Origin of the sequence: Nonomuraea sp. NPDC050556 (assembly GCF_044457355.1) — a bacterium.
In the GTDB taxonomy this organism is placed as follows: Bacteria; Actinomycetota; Actinomycetes; order Streptosporangiales; family Streptosporangiaceae; genus Nonomuraea.
On record NZ_JBITGU010000005.1, the window covers coordinates 364207 to 380690 of the forward strand.

18 protein-coding genes are annotated in these 16484 nt (G+C 69.3%); 8 read left to right on the top strand and 10 right to left on the bottom strand.

Going from position 1 to position 16484, the window contains the following annotated elements:
• The first annotated feature begins 23 nt into the window (after positions 1–23).
• Positions 24–521, top strand: a complete 498-nt coding sequence (locus ACIBG8_RS43950) for an inorganic diphosphatase (RefSeq protein ID WP_397349213.1) — start codon at positions 24–26, stop codon at positions 519–521.
• On the opposite strand, the gene ACIBG8_RS43955 is transcribed toward ACIBG8_RS43950, so the two are convergent.
• The 9 genes from ACIBG8_RS43955 to ACIBG8_RS43995 form a co-directional block, all read right to left on the bottom strand.
• Positions 518–1651 (bottom strand): NlpC/P60 family protein, encoded by a 1134-nt coding sequence (locus ACIBG8_RS43955; protein ID WP_397349214.1) that lies wholly within the window; start codon positions 1649–1651, stop codon positions 518–520. The genes ACIBG8_RS43950 and ACIBG8_RS43955 overlap by 4 nt on opposite strands.
• Positions 1652–1732: 81 nt before the next feature.
• Positions 1733–2374, bottom strand: coding sequence for a hypothetical protein (locus ACIBG8_RS43960; protein ID WP_397349215.1), 642 nt, complete (start codon positions 2372–2374; stop codon positions 1733–1735).
• Positions 2375–2383: 9 nt separating this feature from the next.
• Positions 2384–3856, bottom strand: a complete 1473-nt coding sequence (locus ACIBG8_RS43965) for a hypothetical protein (protein WP_397349216.1) — start codon at positions 3854–3856, stop codon at positions 2384–2386.
• An 83-nt stretch (positions 3857–3939) separates the two neighbouring features.
• Positions 3940–4899: an alkaline phosphatase family protein gene (locus ACIBG8_RS43970; RefSeq protein ID WP_397349217.1), complete on the bottom strand. Its 960-nt coding sequence runs from the start codon at positions 4897–4899 to the stop codon at positions 3940–3942.
• Between the two features lie 3 nt (positions 4900–4902).
• Positions 4903–5700, bottom strand: coding sequence for a hypothetical protein (locus ACIBG8_RS43975; RefSeq protein WP_397349218.1), 798 nt, complete (start codon positions 5698–5700; stop codon positions 4903–4905).
• 64 nt (positions 5701–5764) lie between these two features.
• Positions 5765–6328, bottom strand: a complete 564-nt coding sequence (locus ACIBG8_RS43980; protein ID WP_397349219.1) for a hypothetical protein — start codon at positions 6326–6328, stop codon at positions 5765–5767.
• Between the two features lie 18 nt (positions 6329–6346).
• The gene (locus ACIBG8_RS43985) at positions 6347–7957 is read right to left on the bottom strand and encodes an ABC-F family ATP-binding cassette domain-containing protein (RefSeq protein ID WP_397349220.1); all 1611 of its coding nucleotides are present in this window, start codon (positions 7955–7957) and stop codon (positions 6347–6349) included.
• 298 nt (positions 7958–8255) lie between these two features.
• On the bottom strand, positions 8256–9650 hold the full coding sequence (locus ACIBG8_RS43990; protein ID WP_397349221.1) for an arabinose isomerase: 1395 nt from the start codon (positions 9648–9650) through the stop codon (positions 8256–8258).
• 82 nt (positions 9651–9732) lie between these two features.
• Positions 9733–10590, bottom strand: a complete 858-nt coding sequence (locus tag ACIBG8_RS43995; RefSeq protein ID WP_397349222.1) for an alpha/beta fold hydrolase — start codon at positions 10588–10590, stop codon at positions 9733–9735.
• Positions 10591–10729: 139 nt separating this feature from the next.
• On the opposite strand from ACIBG8_RS43995, the gene ACIBG8_RS44000 reads away from it, so the two are divergent.
• The 6 genes from ACIBG8_RS44000 (at position 10730) to ACIBG8_RS44025 (ending at position 15473) form a co-directional block, all read left to right on the top strand.
• Positions 10730–11314 carry an ArsR/SmtB family transcription factor gene (locus ACIBG8_RS44000; protein WP_397349223.1) on the top strand — a complete coding sequence of 195 codons (585 nt, stop codon included), beginning with the start codon at positions 10730–10732 and terminating at the stop codon, positions 11312–11314.
• Complete coding sequence (locus tag ACIBG8_RS44005; protein WP_397349224.1) at positions 11311–11775, top strand: hypothetical protein; 465 nt, start codon at positions 11311–11313, stop codon at positions 11773–11775. Before ACIBG8_RS44000 ends, ACIBG8_RS44005 begins: the two co-directional genes overlap by 4 nt.
• A 248-nt stretch (positions 11776–12023) precedes the next feature.
• Entirely contained in the window at positions 12024–13181 is a 1158-nt protein-coding gene (locus tag ACIBG8_RS44010) for a DUF4185 domain-containing protein (RefSeq protein ID WP_397349225.1), read from the top strand.
• A complete protein-coding gene (locus ACIBG8_RS44015) occupies positions 13178–14152 on the top strand; it encodes a DUF4432 family protein (RefSeq protein WP_397349226.1) in 975 nt (324 codons plus the stop codon). The genes ACIBG8_RS44010 and ACIBG8_RS44015 overlap by 4 nt, the downstream gene beginning before the upstream one ends.
• Positions 14149–14898, top strand: coding sequence for an SDR family oxidoreductase (locus tag ACIBG8_RS44020; protein ID WP_397349227.1), 750 nt, complete (start codon positions 14149–14151; stop codon positions 14896–14898). Before ACIBG8_RS44015 ends, ACIBG8_RS44020 begins: the two co-directional genes overlap by 4 nt.
• Complete coding sequence (locus tag ACIBG8_RS44025; protein ID WP_397349228.1) at positions 14895–15473, top strand: HAD family hydrolase; 579 nt, start codon at positions 14895–14897, stop codon at positions 15471–15473. Before ACIBG8_RS44020 ends, ACIBG8_RS44025 begins: the two co-directional genes overlap by 4 nt.
• Here ACIBG8_RS44025 and ACIBG8_RS44030 read toward each other — a convergent pair.
• Positions 15445–15915, bottom strand: coding sequence for a nuclear transport factor 2 family protein (locus ACIBG8_RS44030; RefSeq protein ID WP_397349229.1), 471 nt, complete (start codon positions 15913–15915; stop codon positions 15445–15447). The two genes, ACIBG8_RS44025 and ACIBG8_RS44030, sit on opposite strands and share 29 nt — an antisense overlap.
• Before the next feature lie 45 nt (positions 15916–15960).
• Between ACIBG8_RS44030 and ACIBG8_RS44035 the strand changes: the two genes are divergently transcribed.
• Complete coding sequence (locus ACIBG8_RS44035) at positions 15961–16455, top strand: winged helix-turn-helix transcriptional regulator (RefSeq protein ID WP_397349230.1); 495 nt, start codon at positions 15961–15963, stop codon at positions 16453–16455.
• Positions 16456–16484: the final 29 nt, after the last annotated feature.

Genomic DNA, 16484 nt, shown 5'->3' on the forward strand with positions numbered 1-16484 from the left:
GGGCTGTGAGCGGAGGAACCGCGGTGGAGTTCGACGTTGTCGTTGAGATTCCCAAGGGACAACGGAACAAGTACGAGGTGGACCACGAGACCGGGAAGATCAGGCTGGACCGGCTGCTGTTCACGTCCACGCAGTACCCCGCCGACTACGGCTTCATCGAGAACACCCTCGGTGAGGACGGCGACCCCCTCGACGCCCTCGTGCTGCTGCAGGAGCCGACCTTCCCCGGCTGTTACATCACCTGCCGCGCCGTCGGCATGTTCCGCATGACCGACGAGAAGGGCGGCGACGACAAGGTCCTGTGCGTCCCCGCCACCGACCCGCGCATGGAGCACATCCGCGACATCCACCACGTGGCGGAGTTCGACAGGCTCGAGATCCAGCACTTCTTCGAGGTCTACAAGGACCTGGAGCCGGGCAAGTCGGTCGAGGGCGCCAACTGGGTGGGCCGCGTCGAGGCCGAGGCCGAGATCGTCAAGTCCTTCCAGCGCGCCAAGGACGAGGGCTACAACGCCCACTAGCCCGGTCTGGTGGCGCCCACGAGGTCACGCCGCCACATCGAGGCGATCCTGACCACGTCCCCCGTCTGGGGGGCGTGGACCATCAGGCCCCTGCCGATGTACATCCCCACGTGGTGGATCGTGCCTGGATCGCTGCTCACGTAGCCGAAGAACAGCAGGTCGCCGCGGCGCAGCTGGTTGAGCGGCACGTGCGGCCCCGAGGTCCACTGGGTGCCCGTCCAGTGGTCCATCGAGATCCCGACCTTCTCCCACGCCCGCATGGTCAGGCCGGAGCAGTCGTAGCTCGACGGCCCGTCGGCCGCCCAGACGTACGGCTTGCCGAGCTGGGTCAGCGCCCAGTTGGCCGCCACGTCGCCCATCCGCGAGCCCGAGCTGAGCGGCAGCCAGCTCGGGGCCTTCATCCGCGCGCTCTCCTGCGCCGCCGCGCGCTCCCTCGCCAGGCGGTCGGCCGTGCTGCGCGCCGAGTCGACCTTCTGCTGCAGGTCCTTGCGCTCGGCCAGGATGACCTTGGTCTCCCGCGTCTGCTCGGCCACCGCCTTCTCCGCCACCGCCTTGGCCAGCTCGGCGCGTTCCGAGGCGGCCTGCTGCGCGGTGTAGGCGTCCTTGGCCTGGCCGCGCAGGATGTCGGACACCTCCTGGGTGTCGCTCATGCGCTGCAGGATCAGGCCGCGCTCGCCGCCGATCTGCTCCAGCACGCTGGTCTGGTGCAGGAAGGCCCCCGGCTCCGCGCCGCTGTTGATCATGCCGACGACCGGCTTGACGAGGATCATGCTGCCGTAGCTCTCCGCCGCGATCATCGCGACGTCCTGCCTGGCCAGGGCGACCTTGGCGTCCGCCTCCGCCACGCGCGCCCTGGCCGACTCGTAGGCGGTCCTGGCCCTGGCGAGCTGGACGAGCTCGCCGTTGTAGGCCTCGATCAGCCGCTCGGCCTGCGCGTCCAGGTCGTCGAGCCGGGACTTGGCCTCGGCCAGGCGGGCGTTGGCCGCGCCCAGTTCCTTCGAGCTGTGCCGTACGGCCGCGCGGGCCTTGGCCACCTCGCCCGCCGAGGGCGCCGGGTCGGCGAGCGCCGGCGGGCACACGGCCGCGACCAGACAGCAGGCCATGAGAAGCCCTGTCCTGACGGTGTGCATAGGTCCCCCTCAAGAGCGGTCACTCTATGCACACGATTCCCAGTCGTCACTCAGCGCACACATGAATCACACGTAACGTAATCATCGCAGGCGAAACAGCCGTTCTATCCAGGGACGGACTCCCATAGGAGGAGGTATCGCGCCACGCGGGTAGGTGAACACCGGCGTGGGGCTTCCATACGCAGCGTGAAGTTCGGCGGCTTTGCACCAGTCGGCGCAGACCCGCGCGGCGGACCAGGCGGCGGCGATCGCCGGGCGGGACTCCGGGTGCCTGTCGTAGGTCTGGTAGAGCGTGATCGTGGCCTGCGCCGCCTGGTGGCCGTCCGCCGGGTATGCGGCTCCCGCGAGGTAGGGGGCGGTGACCCTGCCGCCGTGCCTGGTGCCGAGCGCCCAGGTCCAGTCGGCGGTGACCAGCGCGATCACCGGGTCGGGCACCGCGGCGGCCGCGCCGTACATGCGCTCCTGTCTCGGGCCGGTCAGCCTGCGCGCGGACCAGAACCAGTCGAGGTCGTCCGGCCGCGCGCCCTCGGCCAGCCAGGAGAGTACGGCGAGGCCGCGCGCCGTCTGCATGCGGCACAGGTCGAGGACGTCCCTGAGCATGCGCGGGCCGGGATCGAGCCAGGTCGGCCAGGGGGCGTGCTGGCTGCGCTCGACCAGCGCCGGCAGGCCGTGCGCCAGTGGGAGAGGGCAGACCCGGTGGCCGTGCACCTCGAAGGCCGCCATTCTCGGGGTTCAGCCGGTGGGCGTCGGCGTGGATTCCGCGGGAGTCGGCGTCGGAGCCTGCGTCGGCGCCTGAGTGGGCGCCTGGGTCGGCGCCTGGGTGGGTGCCTGCGTCGGCGTGGCCGTTGCCGTCTGGGTGGGTTGCTGGGTCGGCTTCTGGGTGGGTTTTGCCGTTTGCGTGGGTGTCGGGGTCGGGCACGGGCCCTTCGTGCGGTTCCCGTGATGGCTGCCCTGGTGGTCCACGGGCTGCTCCTGCGGCTCCACGGCGGGTTCCTGGGCGGGGCCCGTGGCGGTGGGGGTCGCCGTCGGGCTGGCGGCGGGCGCGACCGTGGACGTGGTGTGCGTCGGCCAGGAGGTCTGCTGCCTGATCGGGCCGCCGTCCGGTACGGTCGCCGCCACCGGCGCGCCCGAGCGCAGCGGGTCGACGGGATGCGTCGCCCTGCTGTCCAGGATCGGCTCGACCTGCACCGGGGTGTCCTGCGGGTCGGAGCGCCACGGCAGCTTGATGCCGGGCGGCTCGCCGGTCGCCGGGAACGCGCCCGAGGCTATGCCGGACAACCCCTCGTCGGTGCCGAAGTGGTGGAAGATCGCCGCGATGGCGATCACGGTCGCCACTGCCGCGAGCGCGCCAGCCAGCGCCTGAGGCCACCTGCGACGCCGCCGGTCTCCGGCAGCGGGAAACCCGGCGGCGTCGAGCGCTGCCGACCTCCTCGCCACGTACCTGCGGTAGGGCAGCAGCTCCGGGTCGATGAAGCAGCTCATCACCCTGACCCTGAGCGTCTCCGGCAGCGTCACCACCGGCATCAGCTCGAAGACCTTGGCCGTCGACACCTCGCGCACCCGGTGCGGCGCGCAGATCTCGCACCTGCCCAGGTGGTGGACGAGCTGGTCGCGCATCTCCTGCGTCAGCTCGCCGGAGAACCCGGTCAGGATGCGGGCCCGGCGCGGGCAGTCGTAGGGGCCCTTCCTGGCGAGGACCTCGGCGGTGATCGCGTCGCGCAGCCGTTCGCGCGCGTCTTCCTGGGCCGTCTCGATCTGGCGCGGCGCTACCCCGAGGACCGCCGCGACATCGAAGGTGGACAGGTCGTGCCTGGTGGACAGCTCGAGGACCTCGCGGTCGTGCGCGGACAGGCTCTGGGTGGCGTTCCAGGCCATGACGCGCAGATCGGCGTCGGCCGGATCGTCCAGCGGCGGCGCCTCGCCCAGGGCCGCGTCCGCTCCCGGCGGCACCGACAGCCGTCTGCGCATGCATTCGCCGCGCGCCAGCGCGTACAGCCAGGCGGTCAGCCTGTCCGGGTCGGCCAGCGAGCCGACGTGCGCCTCGGCGGTGATGAGCGTGTCGCGCAACGCCACCTGGGCGCTGTCGGCGCTCATGAGCAGGGACCAGCAGTATCGGTAGATGCTCTCGGCATGCGTGTCGTACAGCGCGGCGAGGGCACCCGGGTCGCGGGCGCGCAGCGCCTCGACCAGGACGCGGTCATTCATGTGACCGAAGGTAATGGATTAGTAACTTGCAGTTCTACCGATTCCATCGCATTGTAGAACCGCGTACAATCTAATGCCCCGATTTATCGGCTTATAGCAAGTGACTTTCCGGTCAATTCTTTCGGCAGTGGCAGGCCCATCTGTCCGAACACCGTGGCGGCCACGTCCACGAGCCTGACGCCGTCGCGCATCAGCCCCTGCGGGATGCCGGGACCTGCGGCGAGCACGAACACGCCGCGCTCGATGTCCGATCTGCCGCCGTGCCCGCCCTGGTCCTTGTGGCCGTGGTCGGTGGTGACGATCACCGTCCAGTCCTCTGCGGCGAACCCCGGCCTCGCCCTGATGGCCGCGAACAACCGGCCGATCGAGGCGTCCATGGTGTCGATGGCGTCCAGGTACTCCTGGCCCATCGCGCCCATCCGGTGCGCGGTGGAGTCGACGGTGTCGAGGTGCAGGAAGGCGACGTCGACCTGGCGGGTGCGCAGGATCTCGGTCATGCGGCGGATGATCAGCGCGTCCTTGGCGCCCCTGGCGTACGTCTGGTTGTGCGTGGTCGCGTGCCAGTCGACCAGGGCGCCGACCGCGCCGGTCTCCAGAAGCGAGCGCCAGGCGGCGACGGCGACCGTGCTGAGCCGGGGGCGCAGCTTCTCGATCCGCGTCAGGAAATCCGGGTATTTAGTGAATTTCCGACCGTTGAATGAATTGTCATAAACGCCATGCTTTTCCGGCTCGACTCCGGTGAGTACGGTCGCCCAGCCGGGACCGCTGACCGACTTGACGTGGTTCGGGAGGTCGAGCAGGCCGGTGGCCAGCGTGCCGCTGCGCATCATTTCCCGCAGGTACGGGATGCGCGCCTCCAGCATGCGGTCGTAACGCACGCCGTCCAGGCCGATCACCAGGACCTTCGGCGCCTTGGCCGCCTTGGCCCGCCGTACCTGCACGGTCGGGCTCTGAGCGGACGGCGTGGCCGGTCCTGGTGTCGTGCGCGCCGGCGTCGAGCAGCCCGCGAGCAGGAGCGCGGCCGCTACGGCGAGCAGGCGCAAAGCCTAGTGGTCCGCCTGCGGCATCGCCTGCTTGCCGCGGTCCTTGGCGAACGGCTCGGTGGTCGGCCTGACCGTGTGCACGGGTACGGCTCCGCCCAGCGCCAGCTCCTCGAACGGCCGGCCGGTCGAGCCCCACGTGCGCGCCTCGACCTCGGTCTTGGCCACGTCGGTGCCCGCGGGGACGCCCTCGATGGTCAGGATGAAGCGCGGCGGGCTGCCCGCCTTCACGTCGTCGACGAACGTGCTGCCGCCGCCGATCAGCTTGCCCGCCTCGTCCCTGAGCAGCGCGCTGACGACCAGGCTGCTGGCGGGGAGCAGGTAGGGGTTGGCGACCGTACCCGTGATCAGGTAGGAGCCGTCCTTCTGCTTGAGCGTCTGCACGCGGGAGACGGGGAACTTCCTGAACGCCGACGGGATGCGCGCTGCCGGGCGCCACTGGGCAGAGCGGTAGTCGATCGTCACCTTGGCCGGCTTCGCCGCGGCCGTGGCCTGGCCGGTGAAGGTCAGCGAACCGGACGGCGGGACGGCGTCGAGCGGCTGGTCCATGCGCATCACCTCGGCGCCGGACGCGTCGCGCCCGACGACCGTGGCGACCGCGTGCTCGCCGAAGTGCCACGGATTGCCGTTGTTGAGCACCCCAGCCCAGTTCACGACATATCCGTCGCGCGTCTTGACGATGCTCGACGCCTGCTCCTTCATGGTGAGCGGCTTGAGCTGTACTGGCGGCGCTTCGCTCGAGCACCCGGCGAGTGAGATCGCCCCCAGTGCGAGGACGCTGATGATTCGGCTACGCAGGATCACTTTGCCGTGATAGCCGGTTTAGGGGTACGGCGGGCATGGGACACGCGCCGGGCGTACCAACTCTTTAGACACACACTTCTGGCAGGTCACAGACCTTCTTCGCCATCTTCTTCGCGTCCCCGGCCACGCTGTGGTCGTCGGCGAGGTAGATCATCAGCGCCCTGCCCCTGCGCACGACGTAGCCGGACATGCCGTCGTAGGTGTAGCGCTGACCCTCTTCGTAGCTGTAGATCTTGTTGATCACCCTGAAGGACTCGTCGCCGATCGCCGACCTCCTGAGCGCGTAGCCCTTGTGGCACCGCAGGACCTCTGCGCGCAGCCGTTTGAGCGCCTTCTGCGCGGTGCCGGGGCTCTTGTAGATCACCAGCTGCTCGACCATGCCCGACGGCGCGGACGTGCCCTGGACGACGGTCCGCATCGCGACCCGGCCGTCGTCGGTCGGGCGTTTGCCCTTGCACGGCTTGAGTTCGAGCTGCCGGTCGAGCTTGTCGCTGACCTTCCACCACTCCTCCGCCGCGACGTTCTCGGGGAGCACGGTGCGCGCCCGCTTCTCGTGGAGGAGGAAGTTCTCCGGGATCTCGGTGGCGCCGGACAGGGTGAGCGCCGCGATGACGATGAGATTGATCACGATGGATCAGACTCACCGTCAGCGCACGCGGTTCACCCGGGTTTCGTCCCAGACGGGGGTGGGCGACTCGTAGACGTTGCCGTCGGAGCCGAACACCAGGAAACGGTCGAAGTCATCGGCGAACCACCGGTCGTGGGTGACCGCGACCACCGTGCCGTCGAAGGCGTTCAACCCCACCTGCAGCGCCTCGGCGCTGGCCAGGTCGAGGTTGTCGGTCGGCTCGTCGAGCAGCAGGAGCGTGGCGCCGGACAGTTCGAGCAGCAGGATCTGCAGGCGGGCCTGCTGGCCGCCGGACAGCGTCTCGAACCGCTGGTCGGCGATCATCCCGGCCAGCTCGTAGCGCGACAGGACCTTCATCGCCTCGTTCTTGAGCCTGGCGTGCTCGGTCATCACGATCTCGCACGGCGTGCGGCCGATCAGGTCGGGCCTGGCGTGGGTCTGGGCGAAGTGCCCTGGGACGACCCTGGCGCCGAGCTTGGCGCCGCCGGTGTGCCTGATCTCCTCACCCGCGAGGAGGCGCAGGTAGTGGGACTTGCCTGAGCCGTTGGAGCCGAGCACCGCGACCCGCTCGCCGTACCAGATCTCCAGGTCGAACGGCTTCATCAGGCCGGTGAGTTCGAGCTGCTCGCAGACGATGGCGCGCTTGCCGGTGCGTCCGCCCTTGAGGCGCATGCTGATGTTCTGGTCCTTGTCCGCCTCCTGCGGCGGGCCGGCCTCCTCGAACCTGCGGAGCCTGGTCTGGGCCGAGTGGTAGGCGGCGGCCATGGTGTCCATGTACTTGGCCTTCTGGCCGAGCATGAGGACGAGCTTCTTGAGCTTGGCGTGCTCCTCGTCCCAGCGCCTTCTGAGCTCTTCGAGGCGTTCGTTGCGCGCTTTGCGGGCTTCGGCGTAGGTGGAGAAGCCGCCGCCATGGATCCAGATATTTCCGGATTCGACGGTGACGATGCGGTCGGCGGCGTTGGCGAGCAGCTGGCGGTCGTGGCTCACCAGGAGGACCGTTTTGGGGGTCTCCCTGAGCTGCTCCTCCAGCCAGATCTTGCCGGGGACGTCGAGGTAGTTGTCGGGCTCGTCGAGCAGGAGGGTCTGGTCGGGGCCTCGGAGGAGGGCTTCGAGGACGAGCCGTTTCTGCTCGCCGCCCGACAGTGTCGACACGTCCCGATATTTCACGTTGTCGTACGGCGCGCCGAGGGCGGCGACCGTACACGTGTCCCAGAGGACCTCGATGTCGTAGCCGCCCGCGTCCGTGTAGTCGGTGATCGCCTGGGCGTAGCGCATCTGGGTCTTGGTGTCCTCGCGCTCCATCATGCGCAGCTCGGCCTTTTCGAGCTTCTCCGCCGCCTGGCGGACCGCGGGAGGGGCGACGCTGAGGAGCAGGTCGTGGACGTTGCTGCCGTCGCGCACGCTGCCGACGAACTGGCGCATCACGCCGAGGCCGCCTGAGGAGGCGACGCTGCCTTCGACGGGTTGGATGTCGCCGCAGATCAGCCGCATGAGGGTGGTCTTGCCTGCGCCGTTGGGGCCTACGAGGGCGGCTTTGACGCCGTCGCCGATGCGGAAGGAGACGTCGTCGAGCAGCGGCCTTCCGTCGGGCAGCACGTATGTGACATGACCGACTTCAACGTGTCCCACGACCGTTTCCCCTCTTCCAGACCCCCGCGCAGGGTATCCGCTCGAATGGGCTGACCGCCTCCCAATATCCCGCTCCCCGAGCAGGGGCTACTCCCCGTAGGGACGACCCACACGGGCCCACGACCCCTCGGACGGGGTTGCGGTCCCTACAGGGCAACCCCCCGTACGGACGACCCGCGCGGGCCCAGGACCCCTCGGACGGGGTTGCGGTCCTTTAGAAGCTTCTAGCGAGGGCCGGTGGACGGCCCCCGGGGTCTGGTGCAGTGGGGTCGGAGCTCGGGGGCGACCCCGAGGTGGGTTAGATCTGGGTGTACTCCACGCCCAACAGGTCGGCCAATGCCTTGAGGTCGTTGGAGAGGTGGCCGATGCCGAGGGTCCAGTGGTGGGAGATGCCTGAGGCGCTCCACGTGTCGGTCCACTCGCCGGGGTCCCTGCCGAAGTCGACGCGGGACGTGGTGTTGCCGATCTGCAGGTGCGGGCCGTCGACGGTCTCGCCCTCGGACGCGACGAAGGCGAAACGACCGTCCGGGCGCTGGATGAGGCCGAAGACCGTCACCGGGCCGTGCCGTACGTCGAACTCCACGGACACGCCCCACCCCCGCTTCCCGTGGAACACGCCGAGCCCGCGAAGCAACGGCCGCCGCGCGCTGATCGCCAGGTGGGCAGGACCGTCGTGACCCATCTCGACGTGCCCACGCGAGAAGTCCAAGGCCTGCAGCTCGGTGAACGACCCCCCAGCGCCCAGCCGGTCCATGATCAACATGGCCAGGCTCGTACGGAGCTCGTACTCCCCCGCCGCCGGAATCCCCCGAGCCGTCAGCAGCGACGCCCCGAGGATCATCCCCGCCCCCAGCCGCTCGTGCTGCTCCCCGTCCAGCCCCCGGTGGTAGTACGCCAGCGAGTCCAGACCGAAGTCGTCCACCAGCCGGTCGAGCCCGACGGACACCCGCGCCGCCCAGTCCAGGTCAGCGGGGTTCACCGTGCCGTCCACCTCGAAGATCTCCTCGGCCGACGCCCGCTTCGCCTTGGCCTCCGCGTCGGTGACCTTCTCCACCCGCACCCGCAGATCGTCGAACTCCAGCACCTCCACGTGCCCGCCGAAATTGGCGGACACCAGCGTGAGATCGATGGAAACGTCCATCATGCCGGGATACAGGTGCCCCATCAGCCCATGACGGCCGTGCCGTAACGCCGCCCGGACCCCGGCGGCCCTGATCCAGCCGCCGATCCTCGCCCAGGCCCGCTCGTCCTCCAGGTAACCGGACACGGAGCGGAACGGGATCCCGCACCGCGCGAAGGTGTTGGCCATCTCGGGCAGCGGGCAGGCCCCGCAGTACGCCAGCCACTGCCCGGTGTCGAAACTGGCGTGCTCCATGCTCTCGGTGGGCTGGAGGTTGATCAGCAGGACCGGGGCGCCACTGCGCTGGGCGATCGGCACCAGCATCGTGGCCGTCATGTAGGTGGTGAGGAAGCCGACGATCAGGTCACATCCGGCGACACGCAGCTTCTCCGCCGCTACCGCCCCCTCCTGCGCGTCGGAGATGAAACCCACGTCGACGATCTCCGCGTCGTAGCCGCGCATCCGCTCGGCGACGCGGTCGGCCGACCGCTGGAGTTGCGGGAGCAGGTCGGGGAACTGCGGCCAGTACGCGCCCAGGCCACCGGCCACCAGGCCGATCCGCACCTTCTTCATGAGGCTCTCCCGGAGTTAAAACGTTTCAACCATCCTTCCGATGACCGTAGAGACGCGGCGGGACGCCGTCAAGACACGGTTTTCACCGCCAGGGCAGGCTCTGCCGTACGTCGGTCTTGGCGTGCGCGGCGAAGAACCGCAGGACGGTCTCGGCGATCTCGGCGGGCTTCTTCTCCGGCGCGAAGTGGTCGAGCTTGGCGTAGGTCGCCGACTCGGTGACCGGGATCGTGGCGACCAGGCTCCTGAGCGCGACCTCCTGCCAGGTGGCGCCCTTGCCGCGGGTGATGAGCGTGGGCGCGGCGATCGCGCGGTAGTCGGCCAGCCGGTCGCCGTAGCGCCCCACCTCGACGTGCTCGTTGAGCGCCTGGGGCATGAGCTCGATGTTCTGCTCCATCTCGTGGCGCGGGATGGCGAGGCGCAGGATGATCCGGAGGATCCAGCGCGGAAGCTTGCCGGTCTCGTCCGGGTTGATCCCGCGGGCGAAGCTCATGAACGCCTCGAAGCCCTCGCCCTTGATGAGCTCGCGGTGCGACCGGCGGATCCAGTCCGTCGGGATCGAGCCGTCGACCGAGACGCCGGGCTCGTAGACGGCGACCGCGTCGTACGCCGGGTTGGCGATGGCGGCGCGCAGGGCCACGAGGCCGCCGAAGCTGTGGCCGAAGATCAGCCGCGCGCCGGTACGCGCGCGGACCGCCTCGACGTCCTCGGTCTCCCGCTCGACGCCGTACCGCTCGCCCTGGGGTCCGCTGCCGCCGCGCCCGCGCCGCTGGATGACGTGCACGGTGTAGCGGGCCGCGAGCAGGTTGGCGAAGCCGGTGAAGTCGGCCGCCACGGCGAGTGCTCCGGGGACCACGATGACGCCGGGGCCCTGCCCCACGGTGAGGTACTCGACGGCCGTGCCGTCCGCCGATGTCAAGACATCGGTGGCCAGTTCAGACATGGTGCTCTCGTCTCTTTCGTCACTCGGACCGGCCAAGCCGTTCCCCCGAGTAGACCCTGACGGGACGGCACGAAAAGCTCAATACAGTGCGAGGTATAACGAAAGGGTGCATGCGATTCCTGCATGATACTATGCATCTATGAGGGCCACTCCGCCGTTGCTGCTGCCCTTGATCCGGTCGAACACCGTCGGCGAGCTCCTGGCGTGGCTCTACCTCCACCCGGACGACGAATACTCGACCACCGACCTCGCCGCGCGCGTCGGCGCGTCCCAGTCGACCGTCAGCCGCGAGGCCGACCGCCTGTCCGACGCGGGGCTCACCAGGGAACGCCGCCACGGCAACCTGCGGCTCATCCGCGCCGACACCAGCACGATCGTGGCCAAGCCGCTGACCGATCTCCTGGCGGTGACGTACGGCCCGGCCGCGGTGTTGCCGCCGCTCCTGGAGGGCATCGCGGGCATCGAGGCGGCGTACATCTACGGCTCGTGGGCGGCCCGGTACGCGAACACCGCAGGGGCGCAGCCCAAGGACGTGGACGTGATCGTCGTCGGGACGGCGGACGAGGACGCCTTGTACGACGCGGCCCGTACGGCGGAGCAGACGCTCGGCCGCGAGGTCAACATCAGCCGGATCCCCGCCGCGTCGTGGGCGGAGTCGTCGGACCCGTTCGTGACGTCGTTGCGCGGTAAGCCCCTTTATCCCTTGAAGCGGAGCGTTTCATGAGGTGGATGCAAGGGCGGGACCGGATCGAGGCGATGGTGGCGTCGGGATTGCTGGAGCGGGTTCCGGCGAGCAGGGAGCACGCGGACACGCTGCTGGCCCAGGCCGAGCGGCACCTCGCCCTGGCCCGCACCGGCGCGTCGACGGACCCCACGGGGGCGTACCAGCTCCTTTATGACGCCTCGCGGAAGGCGCTGGCCTCGATCCTGGAGAACCAGGGCCTGCGGGCCACCAGCCGTGGAGGCCACCTGGCGGTGCTGGACGCGGTGACGGCCCAGCTCGATCCGCCGTTGGGGCAGTCGTTGCGCTCGTTCGACCGGATGCGGCGTCGGCGCAACAACGCGGAGTATCCGCGTGCGGACACCCCGGGGATCACCGCGGAGGACGTGCTGGCGGACCTCGTCAAGGCCCAGGACTTCCTGACCCTCGCCACCCAGGTCCTCGACCAGATGAGCCCCTTCTAACCGCACCCCCGTAACCAGCACAACCTCACACACAACCCGCAACGGCAATGCGATGCCACACAGGGGGTTTGCCTCTAAAAGCGACAGAACCCGTGCGGGCGGAGACCGCCTGCGGTGGTCAGCCACAGCAAGAGGGCGGGGAGGCCGATGGCCAGGGATAAGGAAGGGAAGGTTGGTGAAGGGATAGACAATAAGTGATCTGATGACTAGAACTGTAGGCAACTCACCTCTCCCCCCAAGGACGTGTGATGAAGCGCCTACTTCCGCTCGTCATCGCCCTGCTTGGCACGACCGCCCTCGCGACCCCCGCGCTGGCCTCGCCGCCCAAGCCGGTTCCCCAGTCCACAACTTCGCTCACCCAGCAAGCCACCCCACCCTCCCCCTGCGCCCCCACCTTCCAGGGCGCCACCACCGACACCAGGCTCACCTCCCTCTTCACCTCCTACGGCAACAACAACGACAGGCTCGACGACTGGACCGGCGCCGACGGCACCTACTCCGTCAAGCTCCCCAACGGCCGCGAGCTCTGGGTCTTCTCCGACACCTTCCTCGGCCAGGTCAACCCCGACGGCTCGAGACCCCCGGTCAGGGAGGAAGGCGGCACCACGGTCTTCCTCAACAACTCCTTCGCCGTGGAGCGCAACGGCAGGCTCCAGACGATCCACGACGGCACCGAGCAGGACCCGAAGGCCGTCATGCCCCCACGCGACGGAACCCACTGGTACTGGGCGGGCGACGCCACGCTCGCCGGGGGCATCGTCGAGGTCACCTACCAGGAGTACGAGCGGTACGGCACGGGCCCGTGGGACTGGCGCTGGCACCGCAACGTGGTGGCCAGGTTCGCCCCGGGCCACCTCCAGAGCCCGATCAGCGTCCACGAGCTGCCCAGTGACCACAGCGTCTCCTGGGCCTCCGGCATCCACCGCAACGCCACGTACACCTACGTCTACGGCGTGGAGGACCTGGGCTCGCCGAAGTACATGCACATCGCCAGGGTCCACGGCAAGAGCCTGCTCGGCGCCTGGGAGTACCTCACCAAAGACGGCACCTGGTCCAGCACGGAGACGGACTCGGCCAGGGTGATGGACGGCGTCGCCAACGAGTACAGCGTCAGCAAGGTCGGGAACGGCTACGTCCTCATCACGCATGACACGTCAGAGGTGCTGAGCCCCAGGATCGTCATGTACACGTCCTGCTCGCCGTACGGGCCGTTCACCGGCAAGACCGTCGTCTACACGACCCCGGAGACCGGCGGCAACATCTTCACCTACAACGCGCACGCGCACCCCGAGATCAGCGGCGACCGCCTGGTGATCTCGTACAACGTCAACAGCTTCGTGAACACCGATCACTACCGGGACGTCACGATCTACCGTCCACGCTTCCTGGACCTGCAGTTCCGATGAGAAGGAACTGGGCGGCCCGCATCCACGAGGTGATCATCCAAGGGATGCGGGCGGTCGTGCTCGAGAACGAGTTCCTGCGCGTCACCGTCCTGGCGGACAAGGGCGGTGACGTGGTGGAGTTCCTGTACAAACCCACCGACACCGACTACGTCTGGCTCTCCCCGCAGGGCCTCCGCGAGGATGCCAGGCACCTGGCCGCCGACGACGTGGGCGCGTTCATCGACCACTACGAGGGCGGCTGGCAGGAGATCTTCCCCAACGGCGGCGCGCCGAGCACGTACCAGGGCGCCCGGCTGGCCCAGCACGGCGAGGTCGCGACGCTCCCCTGGGACTACACGATCGTCGCCGACGCTCCGGAAAGCGTGTCGGTACGGCTGCGCGTACGCACCAGACGCCTGCCGTACGAGCTGGAGAAGACCTTCACCCTCGCAAAGGGATCCAAAGCGCTGGAAGTCCGGAGCGAGGCCAGGAACGCATCAGACCAGGAGCTCCACGCCATGTGGGGGCAGCACATCGTCTTCGGCCCGCCGTTCCTGAAGCCGGGCCGGCGGATCAGGCTGCCTGACGGCATCAAGGTGATCCCGCACCCGGAGGCGATCAACCCGACAGGGCGCCTGATCGAGGCGGGCGGCCCCTACGCGTGGCCGACGGACGTGGATCTCAGCGTCATCCCTGAACCCGGCGGGCCGAGCGAGATCGTCTATCTGACCGGCTTCGAGGAAGGCTGGTATGAGATCGATGGCTTCCGGGTGGAGTGGGATGCTTCGCTGATGCCGTACCTGTGGATGTGGCAGGAGCTCGGCGCGTCCACCGGCTACCCGTGGTGGGGCCAGGCGTACGTGGTCGGGCTGGAACCGTTCTCCAGCATGCCCACCGACGGCCTGGCCGCGGCCGTGGACAACGGCACGGCGCTGACGCTGGGGCCGGGTGAGACGAAGGTGCTGAGGATGCGCGCGGAGGTGCTGACATGACGGACTTCGAAGGCAAGACGGCCCTGGTCACGGGCGGCGCGGACGGCATCGGCGGCGCCGTCGTCGCACGGCTGGTCGCGGGCGGCGCGCGGGTCGTCTCCTGCGACGTGAAACCGCAGGAACCACGGAAGAACGTCACCACCGCGACCGTGGACGTGCGCGACCTCGCGCAGCTCCAGGCGGTCGTCGCGGACCTCGACCGGCTGGACGTGGTCGCCACGTGCGCGGGCGTGCAGCGGTACGGAACGGTCGAGGACACCACAGAGGAGGCCTGGGACGAGGTCCTCGACATCAACCTCAAGGGCGTCTACCTGACCTGCAAGGCGGCCATGCCGCTGCTGAAGGCGCGCGGCGGGGCGATCGTGGTGGTGTCGTCGGTGCAGGCGTTCGCGTCGCAGACGCGGGTGGCCGCCTATACGGCGAGCAAGGCGGCGCTGAACGGGCTGGTCAGGTCGATGGCGCTCGACCACGCGGCCGACGGGGTCAGGGCGAACGTCGTCTGCCCGGGCTCGGTGGACACGCCGATGCTCCGGTGGGCGGCCGACCTGTGGCGCGGGAGCCGTACACAGGAGGAGATGATCGCCGAGTGGGGGCGCTCGCACCCGCTGGGCCGCGTGGCCAGGGCTTCGGAGGTGGCGGAGATGGTCGCCTTCCTCGCCGGCGACCGCGCGTCGTTCGTCACCGGCGCCGAGCACCTGGTGGACGGCGGGCTGCTCGCCCAGATCCCGGTGGTCCTGCCGGAATGAGGGCGATCCTCTTCGACCTGGACGGCACGCTGGTCGACACGATGGCGTCCACGCCGCAGGCGTACGCGGACACGATCAGGGCGCTCGGCGGGCCGGTCGTGAGCCCCTCGGACGTCGTCGCCACCTGGCACATCGGCCCGACCCCTGTGGTCCTGGCGCACTTCCTCGGCCGCGCGGCCACAGCCGAGGACGTGGAGACCTTCCACGACCACGTCGCGCGGGGGGACGTGCGCCCCTTCCCCGGGGTCACCGAGCTGCTCGGCGACCTCAGGGACGAGGGCTACCTGCTGGGCGTCTACACCAGCGCCACGCGCCGCGCCGCGGCGTTCAAGATGCGCAGCGCGGGCATCGACCTGCCGCTGGTGGCCGGTGACGAGGTGGAACGGCCGAAGCCCGCCCCGGACGGGCTCGAACTGCTCTGCTGCCTCCTCGGCGTCGCGCCGTCGGACTCCGCCTACGTCGGCGACGCGCAGACGGACCTGCAGTGCGCGGCCGCGGCCGGAGCGCTCGGCATCCACACGCCCCTGGGCGTCTCGGCGACGGTGATCAGCGCAGCGCTGGCTCGCGGTCGGTGATCGGGGTGGCGTGCGCCTCCTCGTACCCGGCCGCGTAGAGGCGGTCGAGGGCGTCCTGCAGGACGGCGGTGTCCTCCAAGGTGTGGACCTCGTCGATCCTGGCCCACTTCATGTGGACGAACTGCATGAAGGTGTTGTTGTAGTTCGACCCGTCGGCCAGCGTCACTCTCACGTCGACCCTGGCGGCGACGGTGGTCGACCACGGCCAGCCTCGGACCACGATGTCCTTCACGTCGAAGCGCGTGCCGGGCAGCAACCTGGCGGTCCGCTCCCACCAGCGGCGCATGGCCTCATGGGTGTGCCGCTCGCCGGACAGAGCGTGGTTTCCGTAGAAGGTGTAGCGGAACCGTGGCGCCAGGCCGGCGACCATGGGCTCCCAGTTGCCCGCGCTGATCGCCGCGAAGATCTGGCGAACCTTGCCTTTGACGATGCGGTGGTACATGCCGCCTCCGTGAGTTCAATACCAGGACTCACTACACTACACGGTATGCGTCAGACGAGCTTCGCCGACATGTACTGCTCTCTCGCCAGGACGATGGAGGTCGTCGGCGACTGGTGGTCGCCCCTGATCCTGCGCGACCTCTACCTGGGGTTCCGTCGTTTCGACGACCTCGCCGAGGATCTCGGCATCTCGCGCAACCTGCTGACGGCGCGGCTGAAGGCCCTGGTCGAGAACGGCATCGTGGACCGCTCGCCGTACCAGGACAGGCCGGTCCGCTACGAGTACACCCTCACGGAGGCCGGCCGCGACCTGGTGCCCACCCTGCTGGCGCTGACCGCGTGGGGCGACCGGTGGGTGGCGCCGCAGGAGGGGCCGCCGATCAGGGTCAGGCACACGACCTGCGGGCAGGTCGCACCGCCCACGGTGTGCTGCTCCGCCTGCGGGGAGCCACTGACGGCCGACGACGTGGAGATGATCCCCGGCCCCGGCGGCCGCGCCGCCCCGGGCACCATGGCCGTCGGCCGCTTCCTCAAGGCGTGAGGGCATTCCCCGGACGGAGAATGCCCTGT